This is a genomic window from Eubacterium sp. AF17-7 (assembly GCF_003461285.1).
GTDB lineage: Bacteria > Bacillota > Clostridia > Lachnospirales > Lachnospiraceae > Eubacterium_U > Eubacterium_U album.
On the sequence record NZ_QTWU01000004.1, the window covers coordinates 125,752 to 151,596 of the forward strand.

Here is a 25,845-nt window from a genome sequence, read left to right on the forward strand (position 1 = left end):
AAAAATGAAATTCAGACCATGTATAGACATTCATAATGGGAAAGTAAAACAGTTAGTAGGTGGAACGCTTAAAGATAAAGGCAATAAGGCACAGGAAAATTTTGTGTCACAAAAAGGTGGAGCATATTATGCAAATATGTATAAAAATAACAATCTTGAAGGTGGACATATTATTATTTTAAATGCAGCAGATTCCGAGTATTTTGAGGCTTCAAAAAAGCAGGCACTTGAAGCGCTTGCTGCTTATCCGGAAGGAATGCAGATAGGTGGAGGAATTAATGCAGAAAATGCAGCTGAATATATTGAAAATGGAGCAAGTCATGTTATTGTTACATCATATGTATTCAAAAATGGAGAAGTAAATTACGAAAATTTAGACAAACTTGTAAAGACAGTAGGTAAAAGTAAAATCGTATTGGACTTAAGTTGCAGAAAGAAAAACAATGATTATTATATAGTTACAGACAGATGGCAGACATTTACTAACATTAAATTAAATGAAGAAACAATGGAGCATTTTTCCAAATATTGTGATGAATTTCTAATCCATGGAGTTGATGTGGAGGGAAAAGGTTCGGGAATGGAAGAAGAGTTAGTAAAATTGCTTTCAAAGTGGGAGAAAAACCCAATTACTTATGCAGGCGGAATTGCAAGTGTAGATCAGATAGATAATTTCAAAAAAATATGTGATGCAAAATTAGATTTTACAATAGGAAGTGCATTGGATATTTTTGGTGGACATTTATCATATCAGGAAATAGTTGCTAAATATAATGAATAAAAATGATAGGTTACATTTTTATTCTTGTGCAATCGTATAGCATTTTATGATTGGCATCTTTTAAGTGGTTTATAATATTATTTTGAAAAATCTCCATACTATTTATAGAAAGTAGTATGGAGGTTTTTTATGAGTGAAAATAAAGAAAAAAATGACGATATCATAGAATATGGGCAGACTGATTTAGATAAAAATAAAGAACATAAGAAAATACATTTGCTTAATATTATAGGTGAAATAGAAGGGCATGATTGTCTTAGCAGTAATACGAAAACAACAAAGTATGAACATGTTATTCCAACGATTGCGGAAGTTGAGGATAATGATGAAATAGACGGTTTGCTTGTTATATTAAATACTGTTGGTGGAGATGTGGAGTGTGGACTTGCAATAGCAGAGATGATTGCAAGTATGAGTAAACCTACAGTTTCACTTGTCCTTGGAGGAAGTCATTCAATAGGAGTGCCATTAGCTGTTTCTACGGATTATTCATTTATTGTTCCGACCGGAACAATGGTAATACATCCTGTAAGAATGAATGGATTATTTATTGGTGTTCCACAAACATATGATTATTTTATGAGAATACAAAAAAGAATAAACCAATTTGTTGTTAATCATTGTGGGATAACTGAGCATAGATTTATAACATTGATGACAGAAACTGAAGTGCTTACAAAAGATGTTGGAAGTATTCTTGTTGGAAAGGAAACAGTGGATAAAAAAATAATAAACGAAGTTGGTGGCTTAAAGGAGGCAATGAATAAATTAAAATCCATGATAGATGATAAAAAAATATAATGGTGTCAGGGGCAAAAGGTCTAAGTCCGCGTGAGTTTGTTCATAAGTGGGCTTAGACCTTTTATAGCTGCCAAGCATTAATATGTATTATAACTTGAATTAAGATTGAAAAAATAGTAAAATGAAATGTACTTATGGATTTTAGAAGGATAAAACTATTTGGAAAGTAGTAGGTGGATACATGGGATTATTTAAAGCAATAATATTAGGAATTGTGCAGGGACTGACAGAGTTTTTACCTGTAAGTAGTTCAGGACATTTGACTATATGTAAGCAATTAATTGGAATGGAAGATATCGGTTTTTCATTTGATATTATTTTACATGTTGGAACATTGCTGGCAGTATTCTTAGTTTACTGGAGAGATATAGGACGTCTTATAGTAGATGGAATAGGAATTATTGTTGATGTTTGCTTTAATATAAAAGAGTTTTTTGTCAGCAAAAAAATGCAGGATGAGCCATTTTACAGAAAAGTAATATGTAATGGTTATAGAAAATTCGCAATGCTGGTAATAGTATCTACAATCCCAACAGGTATAATCGGTTATTTTGGAAAAGATTTAGTTGAAAAAGCAGGAACTACTCTTTTAGTTCCCGGAATATGTCTTATTATAACAGCAACACTTCTTCTTATTTCAGATAATCTTCCTGATGGAAAAAAGAAACCAAAGAAAACAAGCTATTTAAATGCACTATTTATTGGAACATGTCAGGGAATTGCAACTTTACCAGGACTTTCAAGATCTGGAACTACAATAACAGCGGGTCTGTTATGTGGATTAAAAAGAGAATTTGCAGTTAAATATTCATTTATTATGTCAATTCCGGCAATAATGGGTGCTGCAGTGCTAGACATCGCAGATTTTGGAAAAGATGGAATGACATCTTCAGATTTAGGATGCTACATCGCCGGAGCTTTAGTAGCGGCAGTTGTAGGCTATATTTGTATTAAGACAATGCTTGTTATTGTAAGAAATAAGAAATTTAAATATTTTGCATACTATTGCTATTTAGTTGGCGCTATAGCTGTTATTGGTTATTTTGTAAAATAAAAAGAAAAATTAACGTAATTATTTTAATGACTGAAATAGAGTAATTGATTGAATAATAAAAATTTGATGGAGGTAATGATGGCTACTACTAAAAAAAGAACAAGTGGTACCAAATCCAAAAAAACAACAAATAAAGGACGAAACACCGGTACCCGTAAGAGCAATTCAAAAAATTCGAGAACCAGTGAACAGATAAGAATAATATCAGAAATTTACATATGGATTCTAATTGCGGTAGCATTATTACTTTTTTTAAGTAATTTTGGAGTTTGCGGGGTAGTAGGCAATATGCTTAGTTATTTTATGTTTGGAGCATTTGGAGTACCGGCATATATATTCCCTATTGTGCTGTTTTTTATAGCAGGTATATTGTTTGTAAATTTAGGCGATGTTAGAGCGGTTGCTAAAAGTGTAACTGCATTAATTCTTTATTTTGATGCATGTGTTTTTGCACATTTGATTTTGAATGTACAAAAGACTACAGTTAGTGAATATTACTCTTTTTGTGGTGAATATAAAATAGGTGGTGGAATTATAGGTGGAGCCATAGGAGATGGCCTTAAAACTTTATTTGGAATAGCAGGAACCTATGTGTTTGTAATAATAATTGCAATTATAACAATTGTTATATTAACTGAAAAATCTATTTTAGATATGCTTAAAAATCATGGAATCAGCGTTTACGAAAGCGCAAGAGATGATATGAAGGATATTCAGCAACAGCAGGAAGTTGCAAGAATAGAAAGAAAGAAGCAAAAAGAAATAAACAGACAGGAAAAGGAAATTCAGAGAGTTCATCGGGAGATTGAAGCTAAGGTAAGGGCTGAGGAAGTTGAAAAGAAAAAAATGGAAAAGGCAAAGCCTGTCAATTTTAGTGATTTAGATGCTATAAATGTCTCAGGAATAAAAGAAGAAAGTCAGAATGTACATGAAATTAATATAGAAGGATTAGAACCGGAATATAGTGGACATATTGATTTAGAAGAAGAACCGACAGGTCAGTTTATATATGGAAAACAAAGTGGTGTTACGGCGAAACTTAAAGAAGAGCCTATTAATAAAACTCCGATAGCGGATGAACATGCAAATGATGGAGAGTTTAAACCTAAGGAAAGAATATTTGTTTCAAAAGAAGCAAAAGAAGTAATGAATAGAAAGCCTTATGGCATGCAGGAAATTAAACCTTCACAGGAAACGATGGATGCACAGGAAATTAATCCACAGACGAAAGTACCTGAAAAAGCATCATCAGAAGGAAAGATTATTGCACCGGTTAAGAAAAAGATGAAATATACTAAACCAACATATAGTCTTTTAAATAAAAATCCGGGAAGTAAGAATCCAACATCAAAAATGGAACTTATGGAAACAGCAAATAAATTGCAACAAATTCTTCAGAATTTTGGAGTTAATGTAACAGTAACAAATGTAAGTAAAGGCCCTTCGGTTACAAGATATGAATTACAACCGGAAATGGGAACAAAAGTTAGCAAGATAACTGCACTTACAGATGATATCAAATTAAATCTTGCCGCAGCAGATATTAGAATTGAAGCTCCGATTCCGGGAAAAGCAGCAGTTGGAATTGAAGTCCCTAACAAAGGAAGAGATACAGTTTATATAAGAGAATTATTAGAATCCAAAGAACTAAAAGAGAATTCTTCAAAGATTGCTTTTGCGGCAGGTAAGGATATTGCAGGCAGGGTTGTAGTTGCAGATATTGCAAAAATGCCACATATGCTTGTAGCCGGAACAACAGGTTCGGGAAAATCAGTATTTACAAATTCAATAATAATGAGTATTTTATATAGAGCGACACCTGATGAAGTTAAGTTGATTATAATTGATCCTAAGGTAGTTGAATTTAAGGTTTACAATGGAATACCTCATTTATTATATCCCGTTGTTACAGATCCTAAAAAGGCAGCAGGTATATTGAATTGGGCTGTGGCTGAAATGTCAGAAAGATATAAGAAATTTTCGCAAACAGGCTCAAGAGATTTGAAAGGATATAATGCAAAAATTGAAGCAGGAGATTACGAAGGAGATGAACCACCTGAAAAGATGGCTCAGATTGTAATAGTAATTGACGAGTTAGCAGACCTTATGATGGTTGCAGCAAAAGAAGTTGAAGATGCGATATGCAGACTTGCACAGCTTGCACGTGCAGCTGGAATTCATTTGATTATTGCCACTCAAAGACCTTCGGTAGATGTTATTACAGGTCTTATTAAGGCAAATATTCCATCTAGAGTTGCATTGACTGTTTCATCAGGAACAGATTCCAGAACAATTATAGATATGAACGGAGCTGAAAAACTGCTTGGTAATGGTGATATGCTGTTTTATCCATCAGGCTATGTTAAACCTGTAAGATTGCAGGGAGCATATGTATCTGATGAAGAGGTACAAAGGACAGTTCAATACCTTGTATCGCATAGCAGTGAGGTTGTTTACGAAACTTCCATTGAAGAAAAATTATCGGAACCATCTAAAGAAGATGGAGAAGAAAATGGAAGAGATGAATACTTTGAACAGGCAGCAAGATTATGCATTGAAAAAGACAAAGGTTCTACAAGTATGCTGCAAAGACAGTTCAGAGTTGGGTTCAATAGAGCAGCACGTATAATGGAACAATTATACGATGCCGGTATTGTTGGACAGGAAGAACAAAATAAACCTAGAAAAATACTTATGAGCATGGAACAATTTGATGAGTATATTTCAGGTAATAATAAAAAAGAGGAGCAATAAAGGAGAAGAAAATGAAAACAGATATTCAGATTGCGCAGGAAGCTACTATGCTTCCAATTAAAGAGGTAACAGCAAAAATTGGGTTAACAGAAGATGATTTAGAATTATATGGTAAATATAAAGCAAAAATTTCAAATGAATATTGGAATAAAATAAAAGATAATGAAGATGGAAAACTTGTACTTGTAACAGCTATCAATCCAACTCCTGCAGGAGAAGGAAAGACAACAATTACTGTTGGTTTAGGACAGGCTTTAGGTCAGTTAAATAAAAAAGCAGTAATTGCACTTAGAGAGCCATCTCTTGGACCTTGCTTTGGTATTAAAGGGGGAGCAGCAGGTGGTGGATATTCACAGGTTGTTCCTATGGAAGATTTAAATCTTCATTTTACAGGAGATTTCCATGCAATTACATCAGCTAATAATTTATTAGCAGCAATGCTTGATAATCACATTCAGCAGGGAAATGTACTCGGAATTGACCCTAATCAGATTGTATGGAAGAGATGTGTGGATATCAATGACAGAGTATTAAGAAATATTATTGTAGGTCTTGGAAGAAAGGTTGATGGAACAGTAAGAGAAGACCATTTTGTAATTACAGTTGCATCAGAAATTATGGCAATTCTTTGCCTTGCAGATGATTTAGCAGATTTAAAAGAAAGACTTGGAAAAATAATTGTTGCTTATACATATGATGGTAAGCCTGTAACTGCAAAGGATATTCAGGCAGTAGGTTCAATGGCAGCACTTTTAAAGGATGCTATTAAACCTAATGTAATCCAGACATTAGAGCATACAACAGCACTTGTTCATGGTGGACCATTTGCAAATATCGCACATGGATGTAACTCAGTAAGAGCAACAAAGACAGCATTAAAGATGGCTGATATAGTAGTAACAGAAGCAGGATTTGGAGCAGACCTTGGAGCAGAAAAATTCATGGATATTAAGTGCCGTCAGGCAGGACTTAAACCTGATTGCGTTGTTTTAGTTGCAACAGTAAGAGCGTTAAAATATAACGGTGGAGTTCCAAAGAGTGAATTGTCAGAAGAAAATTTAGACGCATTGGCAAAAGGTATTGTTAATCTTGAAAAACATATTGAAAACCTTCAGAAATTTGGAGTCCCTGTAGTTGTAACATTAAATTCATTTATCACAGATACAGAAGCTGAATATGAATATATTAAGAAATTCTGCGAAGACAGAGGATGCGAATTTGCATTAGCACAAGTATGGGAAAAAGGTGGAAAAGGTGGAATAGATTTAGCTAATAAAGTTCTTGAAACATTAGAAAACAAAGAATCTAAGTTTAAACCATTATATGATACCAAATTACCAATCAAAGAAAAAATCGAAACAGTTGCAAAAGAAATCTATGGAGCAGATGGAGTTAATTATTCACCTGAAGCTCAGAAGGCAATTGCTAAGATTGAAGATATGGGATATGGAAATCTTCCTGTATGTATGGCTAAAACACAGTATTCATTATCAGATGATAAAGATAAATTAGGAAGACCGGAAGGATTTGAAATCAGCATTCGTGACGTATATATATCAGCAGGAGCAGGATTTGTTGTTGTATTAACTGGAAATGTAATGACAATGCCGGGACTTCCAAAACATCCTGCAGCATACGATATTGATGTTACAGACGATGGAAAGATTACAGGATTATTCTAATAAATGATGCCGTGTATAAAATGCAATGAATTAAAATTAATTCGTAGGTATCAATAAGGAGCAAAATGCATTTTGCTCCTTAACTATAATAATTACTGCGAAGAAAGGAAGCGTTTATAAAGTAATGAAATTAATTGATGGAAAGAAGATTTCAGGTGAAATTAAAGATGAAATCAAAGAAGAAGTTGCAAAGTTAAAAGAACAGGGGATTGACATAGCACTTGCAGTCGTAAAGGTTGGAGAAGACCCTGCATCAGCTGTGTATGTTAGAAATAAAGAAAAAGCATGTGAATATGTAGGGATAAAATCAATTACATATGCATTAAAGGAAGAAACTACACAGAAGGAACTTCTTGAATTAATAGATAAGTTAAATGCAGACAAAGAAATTAATGGAATTCTTGTACAGCTTCCATTACCAAAACATTTAGACGAAACAGAAGTGCTAAACAGAATTGACAGCAAGAAAGATGTTGATGGTTTCCATCCAATGAATGTCGGAAAAATGATGATTGGTGAAGAAACATTTTTACCATGTACACCTGCAGGAATTGTTGAGCTTATAAAGAGAACAGGTGTCGAAATCTCAGGAAAAGAATGTGTGGTAATAGGACGTAGTAATATTGTAGGAAAGCCAATGGCGATGCTTATGCTCAAAGAAAATGCAACAGTAACAATTGCACATTCAAGAACAAAAGACTTAAAGGAAGTTACAAAAAGAGCAGATATTTTAATTGTAGCAATAGGTAAGCCAAAGTTTATTACAGCTGATTATGTTAAAGAAGGAGCGGTTGTAATTGATGTAGGAATCCATAGAAATGAAGATAACAAGCTTTGTGGAGATGTGGATTTTGATTCAGTAAGTGAAAAAACATATGCAATAACACCTGTACCGGGTGGCGTTGGACCAATGACTGTTACAATGTTATTGGCAAATTGCGTAAGAAGTGCAAAGTTATTTAGATAAAGATAAATAAGATATGAAAGGGCGGTGTCAAATGAAATTTGCGAATATTATTGTTGATATTTCACATGAAAAATTGGACCGCCCTTTTGGTTATATAATACCGAAAGAATTAGAAGATAAGATATCTATAGGTACTCAGATAGTTATTCCATTTGGAAAAGGAAACAGAGAGATAACAGGATATGTAATCGAGATAACAGACAAGCCGTCATTTGATATAAATAAGATGAAATATATTATTCGTGCAAATGAAGGCGCGGCAACGGTTGAAAAACAACTTATAGAGTTAGCCTGGTGGATAAAGAAAGAGTATAGCTGTACAATGAATCAGGCATTAAAAACAGTTATACCTGTTAAAAAGAAAATAAAAAATATACAAAAGAAGACAATAACGCTTAATATAAGTGAAGAAGAAGCAGAAGAAAAGATATTAAAATATAAAAAGTCCAATGCAAAGGCAAAGGTCAGATTACTACAGGAACTAAAAGATATAAAACATATGTCAAAGGAGCTTGTAGTAGACAAATTAAATATATCGCCAAGTACTCTGAAGGCACTTGAATCTACAGGAGATATTTTGATAGAAATTGAAAACAGCTATAGAAATCCTGTTAATTTTAATAATCTTGAGCGTTATGATATAATATTAAATGAACAGCAAAAAGCTGTCGCAGACGGTATTAAAAAGACAATGGATTATAAAAAAAGTGAAAAAGCAAATGTTCATTTGATTTATGGGATAACCGGAAGCGGTAAAACAGAAGTTTATATGGATATTATAGACAAGACTATCCACGATGGGAAACAGGCGATTGTTTTAATTCCTGAAATCGCTTTAACATATCAGACAGTAAAGAGATTTACGAGAAGATTTAAAGATAAGGTGTCAATAATTAATTCAAAACTGTCAGCAGGAGAAAAGTATGATCAGTTTGAAAGGGCAAAAAGAGGAGAAATAAGTATAATCATAGGTCCAAGATCTGCGCTTTTTACCCCATTTGAAAATTTAGGCCTTATAGTAATTGATGAAGAGCATGAGGGAGCATATAAAAGTGAAAATGTTCCTAAATATCATGCAAGAGAGGTGGCTGCAAAATTATGCAATATTACAGGAGCAACATTAGTTTTAGGCTCAGCAACACCTTCTTTAGAATCATATTTTAATGCGCAGACAGGGAAATATAAGTTACACAGACTTACAAGCAGAGAAAAAGGCAAATTGGCACAGGTGTCAGTAGTTGATATGAGGAAAGAGCTAAAGAATGACAATAAGTCAATGTTTAGTATGGAATTAAAGCAGCTGATTAATGACAGATTAGAAAAAAAACAGCAGACTATGTTGTTTATAAATAGAAGAGGATATGCAGGATTTGTGTCGTGTCGGGAGTGTGGAGAGGCAGTCAAATGCCCACATTGTGATGTGACATTAAAAGCCCATAATAATGGAAAAATGGTGTGCCATTATTGCGGTTACGAAGAACCGATTCCAAGGTTATGCCCAAAATGTGGTTCTAAATATATAGCCGGATTTGGTATAGGAACACAAAAAGTTGAAACAATGATAAAAAAAGAATTTCCACAGGCCAAAGTATTGCGAATGGATTTTGACACAACATCAAGAAAAGGTGGTCATGAAGAAATACTGTCAGCTTTCGCAAATCATCAGGCAGATATCCTCGTTGGAACTCAGATGATTGTAAAAGGACATGACTTTCCTGATGTAACATTAGTTGGAATATTAGCAGCGGATATGTCATTATATGCGAGTGATTATACGGCGGCTGAAAAGACATTTCAATTACTAACGCAGGCAGCAGGAAGAGCAGGAAGAGGAAAAGAAAAAGGACAGGTCGTAATTCAGACATACTCACCGGATAATTATAGTATTGAATCAGCAGCAAAGCAGGATTATGAAGAATTCTATCAGGAAGAATTAGCATATAGACAATTAATGCAATATCCACCTGTAGCGGCAATGACTGAAATCTTAATTCAATCTGAAGATGAGGAGTTGTTAGACAGATTTACAGATGCCCTTACTAAATATATAAACAAATTAAAAGAAGCAAAATTTAAACAGTTAATGATAATTGGACCGGCGAAACCTCCGGTGGCAAAGATAAATGATGTATATAGAAGAATGATATATTTAAAAAGTCTTGATAAAGAAAAACTTATTAGAATGTCAGACTATATACAAGAATTAATAAATACTTCACAAAAAGTTAAAGGTATAACTTTACAATTTAATGTGAGAGAGTGATAAAAGGAGAAATGAGATGGCGCTTAGAAATGTTAGAGAATTAGGAGATCCATGTTTAAGAAAAGTTTGTAAAGAAGTAAAAAATATTAATGCTAGAACAAAGATTCTTATAGATGATATGCTTGATACTATGTATGAGGCAAATGGTGTCGGACTTGCAGCACCTCAGGTTGGTGTTCTTAAAAGAATTGTCGTAATAGATATAGGAGATGGCCCGATTATCATGATTAATCCTGAAATTATAGAAAAAGATGGAGAACAGACAGGGTATGAAGGATGTTTAAGCCTTCCAGGAAAATCAGGGGTAGTCACAAGAAGCAACCATGTTGTTGTAAGAGCATATGATGAAAATATGGAATTATATGAATTAGAGGGAACAGAATTACTAGCAAGAGCAATACAGCATGAATGTGATCATTTAGACGGAATAATGTATGTAGACAAGGTTGAAGGAAGAATATATGACAATGAAGAATTAGAAGATGAATAAAGAAAAATTCATTTTAATAAATCTTTCCGACGACAAGCCACCGACCTAAGGGAGGGGCAATACATATTATTAGAGGAGAAATAAGATGAAAATAGTGTTTATGGGTACTCCCGATTTTTCAGTTAATGCTTTAGAAAATATTGTAAAAGCAGGTCATGATGTGGTTGGTGTAATTACACAACCTGATAAACCAAAGGGACGTGGTGGAAAAATGCAATACACACCGGTAAAAGAAAAAGCATTGGAATTAGGACTTGATGTATATCAGCCACAAAGAGTTAAAGAAACTGAATTTATTGAAAAGTTAAAAGAAATGAATCCTGATGCAATTGTGGTAATTGCATTTGGACAAATTTTACCAAAAGCAATTTTAGATATGCCTAAGTATGGATGCATAAACGTACATGCATCATTACTTCCTAAATACAGAGGAGCAGCACCTATTCAGTGGTCAGTTATTGATGGCGAAAAAGAAACAGGTGTTACAACAATGTATATGAATGAAGGATTAGATACAGGGGATATTATAGACAAAGTAGTTGTCCCGATTGATAAGAAAGAAACCGGCGGAAGCTTATTTGATAAATTAGCAATAGAGGGTGGAAAATTAATCTTAAAAACATTAATTGAACTTGAAAATGGAACAGCAGTAAGAACTCCGCAGGATGACAGTAAGTCAAATTATGCAGGTATGATTAATAAACAGTTAGGAAAAATTGACTTTAATAAATCTGCAAATGAAATTGAGAGACTTATAAGAGGGTTGAATCCATGGCCAAGTGCGTATACAAAAATGGATGGTAAGACTTTAAAAATATGGGATGCAGATGTGGACGATTCTGAAAATGATTCTGCACCAGGAACAATTACTGAAGTAGGTAAAGACTTTATCCGTGTTGCAACGGGAAAGGGAAGCCTTAAAATTTTAGAACTACAGTTAGAGGGCAAAAAGAGAATGAAAACAAGAGATTTCCTAAATGGAGCTAAAATTCCTGATAGAATGGAGGGATAAATATGATTTTAGCATATTATGGATATGGATATTATTATTTTGATCCAACTTATATTTTCTTAATTATTGGTGCAGCTATATGTATGATAGCTTCAGCAAGAGTAAATTCAACATATAATAAATACTCCAATTATAGAAGTATGTCAGGACTTACAGGAGCTCAGGCTGCAGAAAGAATATTAAGATCTCAGGGAATTACAGATGTTCAGATTCGTCATATAAGAGGCAATCTGACAGATAATTATAATCCGGCAAATAAAGTTTTAAGTTTGTCAGATGCAACCTATGCAAGTGACAGCGTTGCAGCAGTCGGAGTAGCAGCACATGAATGTGGACATGCAATACAGCATGCAAAAGGATATGCACCTATTTCAATTAGAAGCGCATTAGTCCCATTTGCAAATTGGGGCTCAAGACTTTCATGGATATTAATAATCGCAGGATTGTTTATAGGCGGCAATTCATCGCAGATGATTATTGATTTAGGAATATGGGCATTTTCATTAGCCGTATTATTCCAGCTCGTTACATTGCCGGTAGAATTTAATGCATCATCACGTGCAATGCAAATACTCGAATCAACAGGAATTCTTGGAACACAGGAACTACAATATACACGAAAAGTTTTATCAGCAGCGGCTATGACATATGTTGCGGCAGCAGCTTCATCTATTTTGCAGTTATTGAGACTTATTGTATTATTTGGCGGAGGAAGAAGACGTGACGACTAATAAAGCGCCGGAAGTTAATCTTAGAAATATAGTTTTAAATATGCTTTTAGAAAATAATAAAGGTAGACTTAGTCATTTAATTGTTAAAGATACATTAGATGAAAATAAAAATCTTGATAAAAATCAAAGAACTTTTATTACACGCCTGTTTCAGGGAACTATAGAAAGAACAATTGAAGAAGATTATATAATTAACTTGTTTTCTAAAACAAAAGTTAATAAAATGAAGCCGGTAATCAGATATATATTACGAATGTCTGTTTACCAGCTTAAATATATGGACAGTGTTCCTGAATCGGCAGTTTGTAATGAAGCAGTTAAATTAGCAAAAAAAAGAAAATTTTCTAATTTAAGTGGATTTGTAAATGGTGTTGTTAGAAATATAGCCAGAAATATGGATTCCATAAAATATCCTGAAAAAGAAAATGAAAGACTTGAGATTGAATATTCAATGCCTTTATGGATTGTTGATATGTGGATTGAAAGATTTGGCATTGAAACGACAAAAAATATACTTAAAAGTGTGTATAATAAAAAAACAACAACTATTAGAGTGAATACGTCAAAAACTACAGTTGACGAAGTAGTAGTAAGACTTGAAAATGAAGGAGCAAAAGTAAAACGCTCTACATTGTATAGCAATGCATTAGAAATATCAGATTATAATCAGATTGCAGATTTTTATGATTTTAATAAAGGAAACATTGTAGTACAGAATTTAAGTTCAATGTTTGTAGGAATGGCAGCTAATCCTAAAGAAGGGGACTACATAATTGATGTGTGTGCGGCACCTGGAGGAAAAAGCCTTCATATAGCTGATTTGATTCATAATAAAGGTAAAATTAGGGCAAGAGACTTAACTGAATATAAAGTAGGCCTTATTAATGAAAATATAAAAAGAACCGGATTTAACTGTATTTTTGCTGAATGTAAAGATGCAACTAAATTAGATAAAAATGTCATAGGTAAAGCAGATATTGTTATAGCAGATTTGCCTTGCTCAGGACTTGGAGTTATAGGAAATAAAGTTGATATAAAATATAACACAAGTATTGAACAGATAAATGAGCTTGCAAAATTGCAAAAAGAAATATTAAGCGTGGTTTCCAAATATGTTAAACCGGGTGGAACATTAATATATAGTACTTGTACTGTGACAAAAGAAGAAAATGAAGATAATGTAAAATGGATAGAAGAAAATCTTCCGTTTAAATTACAGTCATTAAATAAAAAACTGCCGGAACAGATAATTGACAACAAACATGATTATGTTCAGATTCTTCCGGGAAAATATGGAATGGATGGATTTTTTATTTCGGCATTTAGAAGAATAGATAAATAGGATGAAAAGATATGACAAAATTAGACATTAAATCATATAATTTAGAACAATTAAAGAATGAATTAAGTCAGATGGGAGAGAAGCCTTTTAGAGCAGGACAGATATATAAATGGCTTCATATTGACAGAGTTTCAAGCTTTGACGAAATGACTAATTTGTCAAAAGATTTGCGACATAAATTAGATGAAAAGTATGAGATAATCACTCTTAAACCTGAAAAGGTCTTAATTTCTAAAATAGATGGAACAAGAAAATATTTATTTGGAATAAAAGGTGGAGCAGTAATTGAAAGTGTGTTAATGAGATATCATCATGGAAATTCAGTATGTATTTCAACACAGTCAGGATGTCGTATGGGATGCCGCTTTTGTGCTTCAACGCTAAATGGATTAGATAGAAATCTTACTACATCTGAACTGCTTGAACAGATTTATCAGATAGAAAAAAATATAGATGAGAGAGTATCAAATATAGTTTTAATGGGAAGTGGCGAGCCTTTAGATAATTTTGAGAATGTGACTAATTTCCTTAGAATGATAACAGATGAGAATGGTGCAAATATAAGCCAGAGAAATATTACGTTATCAACATGCGGACTGATTCCAAAAATTAAGGAATTAGCAGATATGAATTTTCAAATTACATTGGCAATTTCCTTACATGCATCAGATGATGAAACCAGAAAGAAATTGCTTCCTATTGCAAATAAATATACAATAGAAGAAGTTTTAGATGCATGCAGATACTATTTCAATAAAACAGGAAGAAGAATAACATTTGAATATAGTCTTGTTGCAGGTGTAAATGATACAATAGAAGAGGCGGATAAATTAGGCAGACTTGTATCAGATTTGAATTGTCATGTTAATCTGATACCGGTAAATCCAATTAAAGAAAGAGAATACCGTCAGTCTGCAAAACAAGCTGTTTTACAATTTAAATCGAGAGTTGAAAAATATAAAATAAATGCTACTATAAGAAGAGAGATGGGCAGAGATATAAATGGAGCCTGTGGTCAACTTCGAAACGAAGCAATGAGTCAGCGAAAGGAGGATTTGGAGTGAAAGCATATGGAAAAAGCGATGTTGGATTAATGAGAACAATTAATCAGGATAGTATATTTGTATCAATGAGTTCCGTTGGAAAACTTCCAAATTTATTCATTGTAGCCGATGGCATGGGCGGACATAAGGCAGGAGATGTTGCGTCTAGGAAAAGCATAGAAGAATTTATTAAATATGTATGCACAACTAATATGACAGATCCGGCTAATATACTCGATTCGGGGATTATGGAGATAAATAAAATAATTCTTGATTTAGCAAAGTCTAATAAAGATTATTCAGGTATGGGAACAACATTTGTAGCAGCTACAATTGTTGAGAATCATGTTTATATTGCAAATGTAGGTGACAGTAGACTATACCTTGTAAATGAGGATATACAACAGATAACAAGAGATCATTCTTTAGTAGAAGAAATGGTCAGATTAGGTCAGTTGGCAAAGGAAGAAGCCAGAACTCATTTTAAAAAGAATATTATTACACGCGCGGTAGGTGCAGAAGAGGCTGTGACAGCAGATATTTTTGAGATTGAGACAAAGCCAAATGATAAGCTTTTGTTGTGCTCAGATGGATTAACTAACATGGTTGAGGATTATGAGATAAAAACCATAGTTCAATCTAGCGATGATATTGAATCAGCAGTCCATAGACTTATTGATCAGGCTAATGAGAACGGTGGAAAAGATAATATATCGGTTGTTCTTGTTGAGCCGGGAGTGATGAGGTGTAACAATGATTAAGAAGGGTATGTTTATTGGAAACAGGTATGAGGTTTTAGATAAAGTAGGTTCCGGTGGAATGTCGGATGTCTATAAAGCAAAAGACCATAAGTTAAATAGATTTGTAGCTATTAAAGTATTAAAACATGAATTTAGTAAAGATAAGAATTTTGTATCAAAATTCAGAGTGGAAGCGCAGTCTGCTGCAAGACTCGAACATACAAATATTGTAAATGTTTATGATGTAGGAGAAGATGCAGGACTTTATTATATTGTAATGGAACTTGTTGAAGGAATTACATTAAAGCAATATATAGCAAGAAAGAAAAGGCTTTCAGTAAAAGAAGCTACAAGTATTGCAATCCAGATTGCACAGGGCATAGAGTGTGCACATAACAATCAGATAGTGCATAGAGATATAAAGCCGCAGAATATTATTATTTCAAGAGAAGGAAAAGTAAAAGTAACTGATTTTGGAATAGCTAAAGCTGCTTCAGCAAATACGATAAATGGAAATGCCATGGGTTCAGTTCATTACATATCTCCTGAACAGGCAAAGGGAAGTTATGTAGATGAGAGAAGTGATATTTATTCGCTAGGCATTACAATGTATGAAATGCTTACAGGAAAAGTACCGTTTGATGGAGATAATACTGTAAATATTGCATTACAGCACATTCAGAATAATGTTCCTGACATAAGAAGCATAATTCCTGAAATGCCGGTAAGTATTTCAAAAATAGTCCTTAAATGTACACAGAATAAACCAGACAGAAGATATCCTAAAATATCATCACTTATAGCAGATTTGAAAAAGTCATTATTAAATCCTTATGATGATTTTGTAAGATTTGATTCAAATGAAGATTTAAGTGAAACAACATTAATTACTGATTCGGGAATTAAGAAAATAAATCCTGATGATGGTAAAGTAGTTGATGAAAAGATTGAAAAAATACAGGATAACAATGATATAGATGCTGTTGATCCTAAGTTAGATAAGTTAATTACAGTAGGTGGAATTATTGCAGGTATAATAATGTTTATTATAATCGTTATAATTATAACAGTAGTTGTACAAAGTAATAACGTAGAAATACCTACAACACCTCAAAAAGAATCATCTACTATTGATTCAAAGCAGACAATAGTTCCTAATGTAGTAGGAATGACAGAAGATGAAGCACAGGAAGCATTACATGATAAGGCGTTAGGATACCAATATGAAGGCTATGTTTATAATGATGAATATGAAAGCGGATACATATGTAAGCAGTCCGTTGATGCAGATAGTGTAATTGATAAGCACACAACAGTAATCTTAACGGTAAGTAAAGGTTCTGAAAAATTAGAAATACCTAAGGAACTAGTTGGAGAAAAACTAGCTGATGTAGAGTCAAAACTTGATGAAATCGGAGTAAACTGGGAAATAGAATACGAATATAATTCAGCAAGTGTTGATACTGTATTAGATATTAATCCGAGTGAAGGAGCACCGGTTTCAAAAGGAGATACGGTTCATATTAAGGCAAGCAGAGGAACTAAAATTTCAACAACAACTATTGTACCGTCTTTGATTGGAAAGAAAGAGAAAGATGCTAAAAGTTCTATTTCAGCAGCAGGATTAAAAGTTGGAGAAATACGATATGTAAATGATGAATCCGTTGCTAATGGAAAAGTAATAAGACAGACGGTTAAATCAGGTGGAACAATTCCAAAGGGTACAACAATAGGACTTGTAGTAAGTTTAGGACCGGTTGAAGTAACAACTGTACCTGAGACAACTACACAACAGGTTATAAATGAATCTAAACAGGCTGTTTTAGTAAAATCACAGTTATATTTTGAAGATGACAACACACCTGTTACAGGCGGTGTTATTACGGTAACATATAGTAATGGACAAACAGAAGCTACAGACGATGCATCAACATGGGATACTACAATAATCAATGTTCCAACAAATCAGGATGGAACAGATTGTACGTACACATTAATGATAGGTAGTCGTATAGTTAAAATTAACGCAGGTGGATGATGAATAACAATAGGGGACTTTTTAGTCCCCTATTAAGTTGTATAGGTGAAGAATGACAGGAAAAATAATAAAAGGAATTGCGGGATTTTATTATGTTCACATAAAAGATTATGGAATATATGAATGCAAGGCAAAGGGAAAATTTAGAAATAATAAAATAAAACCTTTAGTAGGGGACAATGTAGAAGTTGATATATTGGATTCTTTAGAGAAAAAAGGAAATATAGTAAAAATTTTATCAAGGGAAAATGATCTTATCAGACCATTAGTTGCAAATGTAGATCAGGCAATGATAGTATTTGCAGTAAAAAAACCTGATCCTAATTTAAATCTATTGGACAGATTCTTAGTAATGATGGAATATCAGAATATTGAAACAATAATCTGTTTTAATAAAATAGACATTGGAAATGAAAAATTCATGGAAGAATTAAAGAACACATACAACAATGCAGGATATAAGGTCTTATTTGCAAGCGCTACGGAAAATGAAGGCGTGGAAGAAATAAAGAAACTACTATATGGAAAGACAACTGTTTTAGCCGGACCGTCAGGTGTAGGTAAATCTTCAATGTTAAATGCGCTTACAAATGAAGATAAAATGGAAACAGGTAAAATAAGCGAGAAAATAGGCAGAGGTAAGCATACAACAAGGCATTCAGAAATATTTAACATGGATAAAGAGTCATATATCGTAGATACTCCCGGTTTTAGTTCGATGTTTGTACCTGGAATGACTAAAGAAAAGTTGCAGGATTGTTTTCCTGAAATGGCACAGTATGAGCCGGAATGTAAATTTGGAGGGTGTGCACATATAAATGAACCTATATGTGGGGTTAAAGAAGCAGTGAATTCAGGGAAAATTTCTAAGACAAGGTATGAAAATTATATTTTACTTTATAAAGAATTAGAAGAAATGGAAAGAAATAAATATTAAATATATATGGAGAGGAAAAGAAAATGAATAAGTTATCACCATCAATTTTATCAGCAGATTTTGCAAATTTAGGAGCAGATGTAAAAAGAATAGACGAGGCAGGATGTGACTGGATACACATAGATGTCATGGATGGAATGTTTGTACCAAATATTTCATTTGGTATACCTGTTATTAAATCTATAAGAGGATGTACTGATAAATTATTTGATGTTCATTTGATGATAGAAGAACCAATAAGATATATTGAACAGTTTAAAGAGGTAGGAGCTGACCTTCTTACTATACATGTAGAAGCTTGTGAAGATGTAAAAACTACTATCGAGGCAATAAAAAAAGCAGGACTTAAAGTCGGTTTGGCCCTAAATCCACCAACAGCAGTAGATGAAGTAATTCCATATATGGAAATGGTAGACATGATTTTGGTTATGACAGTAAATCCGGGATTTGGAGGACAGTCATATATAGATGAATGTACTGAAAAGGTTGAAGTGCTTAGAGCAGTAAAAGAAGAATATAATATGGATTTAGCTATACAGGTAGATGGTGGGGTTACATTAGATAATGTAAATGTCCCGTTAGAAGCCGGAGCAAATGTAATTGTTGCAGGCTCAGCTGTATATAAAGGAAACGTAGAAGAAAATGTAAAAAGATTTAAAGAAATATTTAATAAGTAAATCAAATAAATAATATGAAGAACACAGAATTAATAGAAAAGTTATATGAAAACCAAAATTTAGAAGATTGTGAATTGTTACAACTGATAAATACGATAAGTGAAGAGGAGAGAGAGAAGCTTTTTTACTATGCAAGAAGGGTGAGGGAGAGAGAATATGGAAATGATGTTTATATTAGGGGACTGATAGAATTTACCAATGTTTGCAAAAATGATTGTTATTATTGTGGAATACGAAAAAGTAATGATAAAGTAGAAAGATACAGACTTACCTTGGATGAAATATTAGAATGTGCTAGAGAAGGATATGTGTTAGGATTTAGGACATTTGTTTTACAAGGTGGAGAAGACAGTTATTTTACGAAGGAAAAGATTGGAAAAATAGTTAAATGCATAAAAAATGAATTTCCTGATTGTGCTATTACTTTGTCGGTAGGTGAAAGAACTTATGATGAGTACGAATATTGGTGGAATATGGGAGCAGATAGGTATTTGCTTAGACATGAGACTGCAAATGAAGTACATTATAAAAAATTACATCCATATAACATGAGTCTTGAAAATAGAAAAGAATGTTTATACAGTCTTAGAAAAATTGGATATCAGGTAGGGACAGGATTTATGGTAGGTTCGCCTTACCAGACAACTGATAATTTGGTTGAAGACTTAAGGTTTATGCAGGATTTAAGACCGCATATGATTGGAATAGGACCATATTTATCTCATAAAAATACACCATTTAATAATCAAAAAAATGGATCATTGCAACAGACGTTAGTATTACTTGCAATAATCAGATTATTATTTCCTAAAGTTTTACTACCGGCTACAACGGCTCTTGGAACGATAGACCCAAATGGAAGAGAATTAGGATTAAAGGCAGGAGCAAATGTTGTAATGCCTAATTTGTCTCCTGTAAGAGTTAGAAAAAAATATGAGTTGTATGATAATAAGATTTGTACGGGAGAAGAATCGGCACAGTGTAGAAATTGTCTTAATTTAAGGGTGGAATCTACGGGATATCATATAGTAACTGATATTGGAAACAGCAGAATACAATAATTAACTTGTATTGCGATGGCTATAAAACTTAACGAAAGAACGCTTGCGCTGCTTGCCGCTCGTAGCGTTCCAAACCAATTAACTTACCTTGCGATGACTGTAAAACTTAACGAAAGAACGCTCGCGCTGCTTGTCGCTCGTAGCAGTTCTAAATATTCAGTGTATATTCTGACTTTGAAAACTGCGTTTTCAGCCAGAATATGCGCTGAATATTTGAACCGACGGCGACAAATGCTCTTTCTTTTAAGTTTTATAGCCATCGCAAATTTAGTTTATTAGTTTTATAGTCATTATAAATTTTGTTATATCAATTTATATGATGTTGGGGGGCAAAAGCACCAAACATTGATGCCTATGGATTATTCCGTGCTATGCACTTCCACAATCCTACCCAATATTCGCATATCGTGGGAATTATCCCACTCTTTGCTCATATTGTGACCTTGACATCATTTGCATTATAATTTTTAAATTAATGGTATAATCTGTTTTTGGTATTTTCATTTATGTAATCTTCGAATTTTTTCGTGTCGTAATTGATTATGAGTTTATCAGGAAAGTTTACTTTTTTAATAATTGGTTCGATGCAAGTATAGTTTGCAATGTCATTCATGTAGTGAGCGTCGCTACCACATATCATAGGTACATCATATTTCATTGACAATTTCATTAGAGTCTCCTGATTTTGTGCTACATTTAAACGGGAAGAACTACGTAGGGCATTATTGTTGAGCTCTAATAAGGTATGGTATTCTTTAGCTGCTTTTACTACAGCTTCGTAATCTAAAGGGCAATGTCCGTCATCAGGATGACTGATTATGTCAATGTCAGGATTTTTTATTGCGTTGATTATTGCAGTAGTATTTTCGTCGATGCTTCCCGGTTTGTAACATTGAAAATGAATTCCCGCTATTCTTAAATCTAAATGTTTAATATGTTCAGGATTTAAATCTAAGGTTCCTTTGTAGTCAAGTATATTAATCTCAGCACCAAGCATAAGTTTAACTCCATATTGCATACGTGGAACTACCTTTATGTTGAAAAAGTAGAATGGATTGCATGCACCAGGAATTCCGGGACCGTGTTCTGTTATGCCTAAAATATCCAAGTTACGATTGGATGCTTCTTTAATCATTTCGTTGATTGTACCATAAGCGTGCCCACTGGCTAATGTATGTGTGTGAACATCTAATTTAATTTCTTTCATATAATAATCTCCTGATAATATGTATTGCATAATTAATTTGTTTTTATTTGGGATGAATGTAAAACTTAAAAGAAAGAGCATTTGTCGCCGTCGGTTCAAATATTCAGTGCATATTCTGGCTGAAAACGCAGTTTTCAAAGTTAGAATATGTGCTGAATATTTAGAACTGCTACGAGCGGCAAGCAGCGCGAGCGTTCTTTCGTTAAGTTTTACATTCATCCCAAATTGAAAGGTAAATGTAAAGATTGAATTTCTATATATAAAAATAAGACCATCTGATAAACAAATGGTCTTATTGATAATGCTATACATTAAATCTGAAAAGAATTACATCTCCATCTTTTACAATATAGTCTTTTCCTTCAAGGCCTACAAGACCTTTTTCTTTTGCTTTTGAATAAGAACCGCAGTCAAGCAAATCCTGATAATTTACAACTTCGGCTTTGATAAATCCACGTTCAAAATCAGTGTGAATTTTACCAGCAGCCTGTGGAGCTTTTGTACCTTTCTTGATTGTCCATGCTCTTGTTTCGTCTTCACCTGATGTTAAATAACTGATGAGACCAAGAAGAGAATAACTTGCTTTGATTAGTTTATCAAGACCTGATTCCTTTAATCCTAAGTCTTCAAGGAACATTTGCTTTTCGTCATCATCTAATTCAGAAATTTCCTGTTCGATTTCAGCACTGATTACAAAAACTTCGCAATTGTTCTCAGCAGCAAACTTTCTTACAGCAGCAACGTGCTCGTTAGAAGCACCGTCATCAGCTAAATCATCTTCAGAAACATTTGCAGCAAAGATAACAGGTTTGTATGTTAAAAGATTATATTCTTTAATCCATGCCTGTTCATCTTCATCATCAGTATCAAATCCGATTGCAAGATTTCCTGCTTCAAGATAAGCTTTTAATCTCTGTAAGAAATCAAGTTCTTTAGCTAAAGTCTTATCATTTCTTGCACCTCTTGTTGTCTTAGCGATACGACGTTCCAAAATTTCTGCATCAGATAAGATTAATTCAAGATTAATAGTTTCAATATCTCTTAAAGGATTAATGTTTCCGTCTACATGGATAACATTTGTGTCCTCAAAACATCTTACAACATGTACGATTGCGTCAACCTCACGGATATTGGCAAGGAACTGGTTTCCAAGACCTTCACCTTTAGAAGCACCCTTTACTAATCCTGCTATGTCAACAAATTCAATAACTGCAGGTGTTACTTTAGCTGAGTTGTATAAAGCAGCTAACTTGTTAAGTCTCTCATCAGGGACTGCAACAACACCAACGTTAGGGTCGATAGTACAGAAAGGATAATTTGCTGATTCTGCACCGGCCTTTGTTAATGAATTAAATAAAGTACTTTTGCCTACATTTGGTAAGCCTACAATACCTAACTTCATATGAAATCCTCCGTTTCTTTGGTATTACCACATCATAGTTTAGCATACTTTTATAAATTTGAAAATAAGAATAAATGCAGTTAAAACAAAGAAGGCAAAAGAGCGGTAAACATTGACATTAAATATTGTCAAAGATATAATCGTAGAAGACAAAAAAGCCTAGATTAAAAATGATATTAATTAATAGGAAAATAGCAATAAGAATATAAAAAGAATAAGAAGGAAAGTTATATGAATAGTATTTTAGCAACCAGCATTGAATTTGCCAATTTGGGAATAAAACTTAATAATGTTGGAAAAAGTATTTCGATATTTGGAGTTGATATTGCTTATTATGGAATGATAATAGCAACAGGTATGATATTAGGAATAATTGTTACGTGTGCAGAAGCAAAGAGAACAGGACAGGATCCAAATGACTATATTGATTTCGCAATATATGCAATTATATTTAGCGTTATTGGAGCAAGACTTTATTATGTAATATTCAGTTGGGATTATTATAAGAAAAATCCGGGACAGATATTAAATATAAGAGGTGGAGGACTTGCAATATATGGTGGAATAATTGCAGCAATAATTACGTGTTTTGTATATACGAGAATTAAAAAAATGTCAATGCCAAGAGTAATGGACACGGCAGTGTTAGGATTAATACTTGGACAGATACTTGGAAGATGGGGTAATTTCTTTAACAGAGAAGCGTTCGGAGGAGTTGCATCAGGTAAAAATCCATTCGCAATGAAAATATATTTTGACAGTCATTATAGTATAACTCAGGTTCCGGATTCCGTAAGAGAAGGAATGGAGAAAATGTTTGGCAAAACATTGGAACAGATAGGATACATTCAGGTTCATCCTACATTTTTATATGAATCATGTTGGAATCTGGTACTATTAATTATATTACTTATATTTAGAGATAAGAAGAAATATAATGGAGAGGTATTTTTGTGGTATATAATCGGGTATGGAACAGGAAGATTCTTTATTGAGGGACTACGTTCTGACCAACTTATAATGCCGGTTACAGGATGGCCTGTTTCACAGGTATTATCTTTAATACTTGTAATAGTAGGAATAGCATTTGCTATTTATATGAGAAATAAATTAAAAAAGGATGTTGATGACACATCGGAAATTGAAATATAAAAGTGAATAGTAATTATTTTAAAAAGCTTCGTCTTATTTTAGGCGAAGCTTTTTATTTACACGAGCAACGAGCCAAAGTCCATGCTTGCGTGAGACCTTGGCGACTGCCGCGATAACTTGAGAAAATCGCAAAGCGTGTTTCGCATAGTTTGTATAAGAAAACTAATTTGTAAGAAATGTATGGCAAATACAGCAAAAAAAGTATTGCAGAAAGCCCATATTTGTACTAAAATAGCCTTATGAGTGGCACAAAGTGGAGAAAAGTGGTTGAAAGTGGTTAAAAATTAGCAAAAAACCATAAAAAGTAGGTGATTTCAATGTTAATGGGACAATACAATCAAAAAGTTGATACAAAAGGTAGAGCAATTGTCCCTGCCAAGTTTAGAGAAGAACTTGGGGAGAAGTTTGTAATTACCAAAGGATTAGACCAGTGTATATTCGGGTTTACAGAAAGTGAATGGAATATATTAGCTGAAAAAATTGGGTCACTATCATTAACAGACAAAAATGTCCGTAAATTTGTTAGATTTTTCCTCGCGGGGGCAGCAACCCTTGAGACTGATAAACAGGGAAGAGTTTTAATACCTGCAGAATTAAGGGCATATGCCTCACTTGAAAAAGATATAGTATGGGTAGGCGCAGGAAAAAGAATAGAAATCTGGAATCCGGATAAATGGGCAGAAAATACAGAATATGATGACATGGATGAAATTGCAGAGCACATGTCAGAACTTGGAATATAGAATATAAAACAATTAGAAAAGAGGGGTCATATGGATTTCAAACATGTGTCAGTACTTTTAGAAGAAACCATTGATGGCTTAGATATAAAACCAGACGGAATATATGTAGATGGAACATTAGGCGGAGGCGGACATGCATATGAAGTATGCAAGCGTCTGTCGAATAAAGGTAGATTCATAGGAATTGATCAGGATGGAGAAGCCTTAGAAGCAGCAAGAAAAAGATTAAGTGAATTTGAAGACAAGACATCATTAGTAAGAAGCAACTATTGTGAGATAGACACAATACTTAAGGATTTGAATGTAGAAAAAGTTGATGGAATCGTATTGGATTTAGGCGTTTCTTCATATCAAATTGATAATTTGGAAAGAGGATTTTCTTACAAATCAGATGCTCCACTTGATATGAGAATGGACACAAGACAAAGCAGAACAGCAAGCAGTGTTGTTAATGAATACAGCGAGATGGAACTTTACAGAATAATCAGAGATTATGGTGAAGACAAATTTGCAAAGAATATTGCAAAGCATATCGTAAAAGCGAGAGAAGAAAAGAAAATCGAAACAACAAAAGAATTAAGTGACATTATAAAGGGTGCGATACCTATGAAAGTACAGAGTAAAGGTGGACATCCTGCAAAGAAGACATTTCAGGCAATAAGAATTGAAGTAAACAGAGAATTAGAAGTGTTGAGTCAGTCGCTAGATACAATGATTGATCATTTAAAACCGGGTGGAAGAATTTGTATAATAACGTTCCACTCATTAGAAGACAGAATAGTAAAAGTTAAATTTAAGGAAAATGAAAATCCTTGTATATGCCCACCTAATTTTCCGGTGTGCGTTTGCGGAAAAGTATCAAAAGGAAAGGTTATTACAAGGAAGCCTATAATCCCTTCTGAAGAGGAGATTGAGGTGAATAAGAGAGCAAAAAGCTCAAAACTAAGAATATTTGAAAGGCGATAGCA

At 33.4% G+C, this 25,845-nt stretch carries 22 protein-coding genes; 20 read left to right on the forward strand and 2 right to left on the reverse strand.

The features are described 5' to 3' along the window. The first annotated feature begins 4 nt into the window (after positions 1-4). The 17 genes from hisA (at position 5) to hydE (ending at position 20,373) form a co-directional block, all read left to right on the forward strand. The gene (gene hisA / locus DWW96_RS06335; RefSeq protein WP_117909823.1) at positions 5-781 is read left to right on the forward strand and encodes a phosphoribosylformimino-5-aminoimidazole carboxamide ribotide isomerase; all 777 of its coding nucleotides are present in this window, start codon (positions 5-7) and stop codon (positions 779-781) included. A gap of 129 nt (positions 782-910) precedes the next feature. Beyond that, a complete protein-coding gene (locus tag DWW96_RS06340; RefSeq protein ID WP_022088500.1) occupies positions 911-1,582 on the forward strand; it encodes an ATP-dependent Clp protease proteolytic subunit in 672 nt (223 codons plus the stop codon). 181 nt (positions 1,583-1,763) lie between these two features. Then, a complete protein-coding gene (locus DWW96_RS06345; RefSeq protein ID WP_117909824.1) occupies positions 1,764-2,636 on the forward strand; it encodes an undecaprenyl-diphosphate phosphatase in 873 nt (290 codons plus the stop codon). A 78-nt stretch (positions 2,637-2,714) separates the two neighbouring features. Next, positions 2,715-5,390, forward strand: coding sequence for a DNA translocase FtsK (locus DWW96_RS06350; RefSeq protein ID WP_117909825.1), 2,676 nt, complete (start codon positions 2,715-2,717; stop codon positions 5,388-5,390). 11 nt (positions 5,391-5,401) lie between these two features. Next, positions 5,402-7,072, forward strand: a complete 1,671-nt coding sequence (locus tag DWW96_RS06355; protein WP_117909826.1) for a formate--tetrahydrofolate ligase — start codon at positions 5,402-5,404, stop codon at positions 7,070-7,072. Positions 7,073-7,196: 124 nt separating this feature from the next. Then, complete coding sequence (gene folD, locus DWW96_RS06360) at positions 7,197-8,039, forward strand: bifunctional methylenetetrahydrofolate dehydrogenase/methenyltetrahydrofolate cyclohydrolase FolD (RefSeq protein ID WP_117909827.1); 843 nt, start codon at positions 7,197-7,199, stop codon at positions 8,037-8,039. A gap of 31 nt (positions 8,040-8,070) precedes the next feature. After that, entirely contained in the window at positions 8,071-10,302 is a 2,232-nt protein-coding gene (priA, locus tag DWW96_RS06365; RefSeq protein WP_158562657.1) for a primosomal protein N', read from the forward strand. 16 nt (positions 10,303-10,318) lie between these two features. Then, positions 10,319-10,792 carry a peptide deformylase gene (gene def, locus DWW96_RS06370; protein WP_022088506.1) on the forward strand — a complete coding sequence of 158 codons (474 nt, stop codon included), beginning with the start codon at positions 10,319-10,321 and terminating at the stop codon, positions 10,790-10,792. 85 nt (positions 10,793-10,877) lie between these two features. Next, positions 10,878-11,804 (forward strand): methionyl-tRNA formyltransferase, encoded by a 927-nt coding sequence (gene fmt / locus DWW96_RS06375; protein WP_022088507.1) that lies wholly within the window; start codon positions 10,878-10,880, stop codon positions 11,802-11,804. 2 nt (positions 11,805-11,806) lie between these two features. Next, positions 11,807-12,535, forward strand: coding sequence for a zinc metallopeptidase (locus DWW96_RS06380; RefSeq protein WP_117909828.1), 729 nt, complete (start codon positions 11,807-11,809; stop codon positions 12,533-12,535). After that, on the forward strand, positions 12,525-13,877 hold the full coding sequence (rsmB, locus tag DWW96_RS06385; protein ID WP_117909829.1) for a 16S rRNA (cytosine(967)-C(5))-methyltransferase RsmB: 1,353 nt from the start codon (positions 12,525-12,527) through the stop codon (positions 13,875-13,877). Before DWW96_RS06380 ends, rsmB begins: the two co-directional genes overlap by 11 nt. A gap of 11 nt (positions 13,878-13,888) precedes the next feature. Continuing rightward, the gene (gene rlmN, locus DWW96_RS06390; RefSeq protein WP_117909830.1) at positions 13,889-14,941 is read left to right on the forward strand and encodes a 23S rRNA (adenine(2503)-C(2))-methyltransferase RlmN; all 1,053 of its coding nucleotides are present in this window, start codon (positions 13,889-13,891) and stop codon (positions 14,939-14,941) included. Further along, positions 14,938-15,681, forward strand: coding sequence for a Stp1/IreP family PP2C-type Ser/Thr phosphatase (locus DWW96_RS06395; protein WP_117909831.1), 744 nt, complete (start codon positions 14,938-14,940; stop codon positions 15,679-15,681). Before rlmN ends, DWW96_RS06395 begins: the two co-directional genes overlap by 4 nt. Then, on the forward strand, positions 15,674-17,698 hold the full coding sequence (pknB, locus tag DWW96_RS06400) for a Stk1 family PASTA domain-containing Ser/Thr kinase (protein WP_117909832.1): 2,025 nt from the start codon (positions 15,674-15,676) through the stop codon (positions 17,696-17,698). Before DWW96_RS06395 ends, pknB begins: the two co-directional genes overlap by 8 nt. Positions 17,699-17,750: 52 nt before the next feature. Further along, complete coding sequence (gene rsgA / locus DWW96_RS06405; RefSeq protein ID WP_022088513.1) at positions 17,751-18,635, forward strand: ribosome small subunit-dependent GTPase A; 885 nt, start codon at positions 17,751-17,753, stop codon at positions 18,633-18,635. A 23-nt stretch (positions 18,636-18,658) separates the two neighbouring features. After that, positions 18,659-19,312 (forward strand): ribulose-phosphate 3-epimerase, encoded by a 654-nt coding sequence (gene rpe, locus DWW96_RS06410; protein ID WP_117909833.1) that lies wholly within the window; start codon positions 18,659-18,661, stop codon positions 19,310-19,312. A 14-nt stretch (positions 19,313-19,326) separates the two neighbouring features. Beyond that, positions 19,327-20,373, forward strand: coding sequence for a [FeFe] hydrogenase H-cluster radical SAM maturase HydE (gene hydE / locus DWW96_RS06415; RefSeq protein WP_117909834.1), 1,047 nt, complete (start codon positions 19,327-19,329; stop codon positions 20,371-20,373). 472 nt (positions 20,374-20,845) lie between these two features. Here hydE and DWW96_RS06420 read toward each other — a convergent pair whose 3' ends face one another. Further along, positions 20,846-21,610, reverse strand: coding sequence for a phosphatase (locus DWW96_RS06420; RefSeq protein ID WP_243003029.1), 765 nt, complete (start codon positions 21,608-21,610; stop codon positions 20,846-20,848). A gap of 274 nt (positions 21,611-21,884) precedes the next feature. Then, positions 21,885-22,982, reverse strand: a complete 1,098-nt coding sequence (ychF, locus tag DWW96_RS06425; protein ID WP_022088217.1) for a redox-regulated ATPase YchF — start codon at positions 22,980-22,982, stop codon at positions 21,885-21,887. A 231-nt stretch (positions 22,983-23,213) separates the two neighbouring features. Here ychF and lgt point away from each other — a divergent pair, with 231 nt between their 5' ends. From lgt to rsmH, 3 genes are all read left to right on the forward strand, one after another. Beyond that, on the forward strand, positions 23,214-24,134 hold the full coding sequence (gene lgt / locus DWW96_RS06430) for a prolipoprotein diacylglyceryl transferase (RefSeq protein WP_022088216.1): 921 nt from the start codon (positions 23,214-23,216) through the stop codon (positions 24,132-24,134). Between the two features lie 317 nt (positions 24,135-24,451). After that, positions 24,452-24,877, forward strand: coding sequence for a division/cell wall cluster transcriptional repressor MraZ (gene mraZ / locus DWW96_RS06435; RefSeq protein ID WP_022088215.1), 426 nt, complete (start codon positions 24,452-24,454; stop codon positions 24,875-24,877). 30 nt (positions 24,878-24,907) lie between these two features. Beyond that, positions 24,908-25,843, forward strand: a complete 936-nt coding sequence (gene rsmH / locus DWW96_RS06440) for a 16S rRNA (cytosine(1402)-N(4))-methyltransferase RsmH (RefSeq protein WP_117909836.1) — start codon at positions 24,908-24,910, stop codon at positions 25,841-25,843. Positions 25,844-25,845: the final 2 nt, after the last annotated feature.